Raw genomic sequence first — 2,699 nt, forward strand, 5'->3', positions numbered from 1 at the left:
CAGCACCGGTCAGCGTTACCCCGCCGCCGACCAGGCACAACAGACAGACCGGGACAGCCGGATACGATCTTCCAAAGTGGCGGTGCCGTTGGTCGGCGGTCAGGGCAGCAGCGCCCGAAGCCGGCCTATCCCTTCCAGCACGTCGGCGCGATGCTTGCCTTCCTTGATCCATGCGGGTAAGCGCTCGACAAGGGTTTGGCTCCCCATGTCTCGGCCGCGCTCCCGCAATCGAGCGGACACGTACGCCTCCAGCAGGTCCAGATGCTCGGCGTTGTATGCCCAGAGCACCCGCCCGCGGCAGTCGACCGAAAGCCAGAGCGGCAGTCCGAAGTACGGGTCATTCGGGCCTGAGAAGTCAGGAAGTGTTCGCGCGTTGTCGCCTGCGCGGCGAGGAGCATCCCAGACGCCAGTAAACGGGCACCCGAGACAACTGAGCCGACGACGCAGCCAGACATGATGCCGGGAGCCGTCGGCCGACTCAGGATCAGGAAGGACCGAAGCCCGCCCGGCACAGCGTGGGCAACGGACGAAGATCGCTCCAGCGGCCAAGCCACGCAGCCAGTACTTTGGGTCGCGGAAGCGTCCCGCGATCCCTGTCTCGGCTGCTGTCATAGATCAAACCGTACAGCCATCGGTACAGCCAGGCCGACCAACATCGGTCGTGAGCGGGCGACGACGGTTAACAGCTCACGCAGGTCAACGGTGAGGAGCGACGCCGGCCGACAGAGCGCTTGATCTTTGCGAGACAGAGTTCGGAGCGCTAGCCGTGCCCGCAGCGCATCATCTGAGAGTCAGCGAATCGTCAGCGAACGCCGTACCGCGTGCCGGCTCTCGATCATGCTCGACGGCACGACCGATGCCTTTGACCGCGCGGTACGGCACTTGATCACACTCGCTGTTACGTCAGGTCACTTCCCCCGCCGACGGTGGTCGCTGAAGCGCTGGCCGGTGCCGGTAACGGTTCCGCTCACCGGGGCGTTAACGGCCGGGCGTAAGGCTCGTTGCCGTGAGCACCGAAGGCAATGTCAGCGATTCTGGTCAGGCTCGGCACCGGGAGCTCCTCAGCCCCGGTCGCTCCCACCGGATCTACCCTCGGCTCTCGGACGAGGAGAGGGCGCTGGTCGTTGAGGCGGCCCGGCGAGCGGGTCTCACGCCAGCGGGATACACGGCGCAGGTGGTGGTCGGCGCAGCGCGCGCAGAAGAACCGGCCACGTGTCTCACCGGTGACCTGCGGGAGTTGCAGCGAGAACTGTTCGCTGCCCGCCGTGCGGTGAACATGTTCGGCTCCAACGTCAACCAGGCTGCGGCGGCCGCGAACTCGACCGGGGAGCTGCCCGGCTGGGCCGTCGAGGCGGTGCAGTTATGCGCGCACGCCGTCGCCCGCCTCGACCAGGTGACGGCACTGATCGACCGGCGGCTGCGGTGATCTCGCGCGTCCACCGTCGCGGCTGCCGCGTCGGTGGGTTGCTGCGCTACCTGTACGGGCCGGGGAAGCAGGAGGAGCACGTCGACCCGCGGTTGGTCGCGGCGTGGGACGGTGCCGGGGAGCTGGCAGATCTGGAGCCGGAGATCACTGCCTCGGGTAAGCGGGACTTCCGGAGGTTGACCGCTCTCCTGGAGGAGCCGGTGCGAGCCGGGAAGAGGCCGCCGGCGAAACCTGTGTGGCACTGCTCGATGCGCCTGGCGCCGGAGGACCGCGACCGTGTGCTCACCGACGGCACCTGGGGGCGTATGGCCCGGGAGATGCTCACCGATGCGGGACTTGCCACGGAAGCGGACGACCCGGGTCTGCGGTGGGTGGTGGTGCGGCACAACGACGATCACGTCCATATCGTCGCGCCCCTCGTGCGTGAAGACGGCCGTACGAACTGGGCCCGCAACGACTACCCGAGGTGCGTGAAGGCTACCTACAACGTCGCCCGCCGCTACGGCCTGCGCAGGCAGGTACCTCCGGCCGACCGCACCGCAGACCGGAGGCCTCACCCGGTGGAGGTCAGCAAGGCCCGCCGCATGGGCTGGAGCGACACCCCTCGCGACGAGTTGCGACGGCGGGTCCGTACCGCCGTCGCCGCCGCCGGCAGCGAGTTGGAGTTCCTCGACCGGCTGGCGGAGGCAGGGGTGCTGATCAGAGTGCGTCGCAGCACCGTCAACGCCGATGAGGTCACCGGCTACGCCGTCGCGCTGCCTGGCGCGGGCACCGGTGACGGGCAACCGGTGTGGTTCTCCGGTGGGCGACTCGCCCCCGATCTGACCCTGCCGAAGCTGCGCCGTCGGTGGGGAGACCCGCTGCCGGCTGCCGGCCTACCGTCGGGAGGTCGGGTCACGGCCCGCGCCCAAGCTCTACGCGACGCCGCTGGCGTCACCCAGGCGGCGGCTGGAGAGATCCGGCGCAGCGCGCGTGAGGATCCCGCGACGGCCCAGGCTGCCGCTACCGCCGCAGCAGACGTGCTCACGAGCCTGGCGTACGCGAGGGAAGGCAGCCTGCGTGGGCCGTTGCACCGGGCGGCGGAGGTGTTCGACCGGGCCGCACGCGACATGTACGCGCGGACCGCACACACGACGTCCCGCTCGTACGAACTGAGGGCGATGTCGCGGCTGGTAGCGCTCATGGGTCGCATTGCCGGAGACGAGGACTCGGTCGCTGCGATGGCGCTGGTGCTCGACATGGCCCGGCTTGCCGACGCGCTGGAGTACCTCCG

At 69.1% G+C, this 2,699-nt stretch carries 3 protein-coding genes; 2 read left to right on the forward strand and 1 reads right to left on the reverse strand.

Annotated features, from left to right (window positions below; genetic code table 11):
* Positions 1–99 precede the first annotated feature (99 nt).
* Complete coding sequence (locus F6X68_RS32085) at positions 100–612, reverse strand: TFIIB-type zinc ribbon-containing protein (RefSeq protein ID WP_151457746.1); 513 nt, start codon at positions 610–612, stop codon at positions 100–102.
* Positions 613–1,006: 394 nt separating this feature from the next.
* On the opposite strand from F6X68_RS32085, the gene F6X68_RS32090 reads away from it, so the two are divergent.
* Both F6X68_RS32090 and F6X68_RS32095 read left to right on the forward strand, forming a co-directional pair.
* Positions 1,007–1,426 carry a hypothetical protein gene (locus F6X68_RS32090; protein ID WP_151457747.1) on the forward strand — a complete coding sequence of 140 codons (420 nt, stop codon included), beginning with the start codon at positions 1,007–1,009 and terminating at the stop codon, positions 1,424–1,426.
* Between the two features lie 38 nt (positions 1,427–1,464).
* The coding region (locus tag F6X68_RS32095) for a relaxase (protein WP_192581638.1) at positions 1,465–2,699 on the forward strand (1,235 nt) is incomplete at its 3' end.

The sequence above is a fragment of the Micromonospora sp. AMSO12t genome (genome assembly GCF_008806585.1).
Lineage (GTDB): Bacteria > Actinomycetota > Actinomycetes > Mycobacteriales > Micromonosporaceae > Micromonospora > Micromonospora reichwaldensis.

Coding starts and splice junctions, on each gene's coding strand:
- F6X68_RS32085 (WP_151457746.1), bottom strand. CDS start 612: ATGACAGCAGCCGAGACAGGGATCGCGGGACGCTTCCGCGACCCAAAG.